We start from the raw sequence: 2,386 nt of genomic DNA, 5'->3' as shown, positions 1-2,386 counted from the left end.
AGCGTCTCGGCTTCGAGGATCGTCGGGTGGGTGCCGTAGGCGGCGATGAAGTTGACCAGCGACGCCGAGCCCTGCTCCGCGTCGGACCGGCCGAAGTTGTTGCCGTTGCGCAGGTCGATGTCATAGTCGAACCAGCTGGTGTACGGCGCCAGGTTCGGATCCTGGGTCGCTCCGAAGAAGGTGCGACGTGCCGAGTTCAGCGACGGGACGCCGACATCACGGCCACGGATCAGGTTGATCGTGGCGAGGTCGAGCGGCAGCCCCAGCAGGTTGTTGCGCAACGTGCTGGTGATCAGCTCGTCGATCTGATTGGCCGCCTGGTCGGTCGTGCCGTTGACGAGCGCCCCCGCTGCCTGCTCCGGATGGATCTCCTGGCCGGCGGGACATTCGTTGTTCACGTCAGGCGCCACGGCACAGCCGAAGGCGACCGGATTCAGGAAGCCGTCGAGCAGGCTCGCCGATTCGGTTCCGAAGCCGGACCGTTCGAGGTCCTGCGTCAGCATCGAGTGTCCAAATCGGTACACCACGTGGGCGAACTCGGCCACGATCGAGGGATCGTCGGTGACGTCGTAGGCGTTCTCGTTGAACACCACGCCGTCCACGGACGGAGAGACCGTCCGGGCGAACTCCTCGAACACGAGGTGCTGGTACTGCATCTCGGTGCCGAACCGGGCCGCCTGGAAGAGGCGCTCGGTGTAGGCCCAGTCGTCCGCCTCATCGGTGGTCTGGTAGCGCTCCAGCACATCGGCGTTGGCCGGGTCCTCGAGCGTGTCGATGATCTGACCGAGCATGCGGTTGTGCTCGCTGTGGAACACGTGGTGCACGGCGGTCAGGCCGATGTTCTCGTTGCCACGTCCGTCACCGGTGATGAAGTGCTGGCCGAGGGCCACGTTGTCGTAGCCGGCGAGGCACGGGGGGCCGTCAGGGCACAGCTCGGGATCGTTGGACTCCTGGGGCACCGAACCGTGGGCGATGTCGTCGAGGAAGGACTGGTCGAGATCGACCGCCGTGGACGTGTCGATCGGGGTGGTCAGGTTGCCCTCCTGCATTCCGGCGTTCGCACCGGTCTGCATCAGCTGGGGGAAGCCGTTGGGGCCGGGGATGAAGTTGCCGTAGTAGTCGACATAGACCTGCGGGACGTTCAGGACGTCGAGGTCGTTCAGGTCGATTCCGAGAATGTCGTGGGCCTGGGTCTTGACGTCGTTCCACGTGGCGAGGCCGTCGCGCTCGCCGTCGCCGTCGAAGTCGGCGCCGTTGAGGAGCTTGCCGGTCGCCTGCGGCTGGCCGTCGACGAGTTCGTATTCACGGATGAACACATGGTGGGAGGGATGCGACGTGTAGGTCTGGTTCTGGTCGACGAACGGCGTGGTGCGGTTCTCGTGCTCACGGATGTCGTCGGGGGTTCCGACGACTCCGTCGGGGCCGGGCTGGTTGGTCGCCCGGTCGAGGGTCATGAAACGCAGGTTCGGCGGCGTCGAGTCGTACAGCGGGTCGTCCGGGCGCAGCGGCACCAGGATCGTTCCGGAGCCGCCCTTGTTGACGAGGTCGAGGCCGTGGTCGAAGAACTGGCCGAAGAAGACGAACCACATGTTGACCGGCGCGGACAGTTCTTCGTCGGCGGTGCGGTTGGGGAGGTAGATCTCACCCGTGTTCGGGTCGAGTTCACCGTTGGGGTTGTCGGCGAGGGCGGCGAGCGCGCTCGGGTTGTTGTCCGTCGTGTCCACGATCAGGTTGCTCGCCACGCGAGCCTGGCTGTCGACGACGAAGTCACCGGGAGCGGTCTGCTCGTAGCTCGTCTGTCCGGAGACGGTCGGTCCTCCCGGAGGCCCGAGCGGGAGCGGGGGGTCGACGAGGTCCGCGTCGCGGAAGTCCGCCGGCAGCAGTCGCGGCATCAGCTCGTTCGAACTTCCCCAGTCCACGTTGACGAGGTTGTTGAACGAACCATCGACCGTGCGCAGTCCGTGCGGGAGCTGTTCGTCGCGCACGCACGTTCCGCTCTCATCGGCGTTGTCCGCGCACAAGAGCGAGTAGTTGTTGTCGCCGGTCTCGAAGGCATACGCGTGCGCCTCCGAGATCTCGATCTGGTCCATGATGAAGTCGAGGTCATTCGCCGACAGCTGGAACACCGGAATCGTCTCGGTCGGCACGGCGCTCGCCGGAGCCGCCGGCGTCACGACCACCGCGGCAACCGCAGCCATCACGAACCCGATAGCGGTGCGCCCCACTCCGCGCAATCGAGGCCTGGTGTGGAAGACGAGTAGACACGCGCTCAACAACGCAAGCACTCCAACAACCAAGACTGCAGGTTCCATGACCGAATCTCCCCGTAGTTAGGTGCCACGACTATCCGCCGGTCCCCGACGGGACCCGTGGCACGGAGAGGAAG

1 protein-coding gene is annotated in these 2,386 nt (G+C 65.5%); it reads right to left on the bottom strand.

What is annotated here, in order from left to right; translation table 11 throughout:
* Nucleotides 1-2,225, bottom strand: a 2,225-nt coding sequence (locus WBV89_RS16015; RefSeq protein WP_423982346.1) for a peroxidase family protein, incomplete at its 3' end; no start/stop codon positions are given.
* Nucleotides 2,226-2,386 lie beyond the last annotated feature (161 nt).

Source organism: Ilumatobacter sp., from assembly GCF_049588435.1.
Lineage (GTDB): Bacteria > Actinomycetota > Acidimicrobiia > Acidimicrobiales > Ilumatobacteraceae > Ilumatobacter_A.
This window is presented reverse-complemented; position numbering and strand designations above follow the sequence as displayed.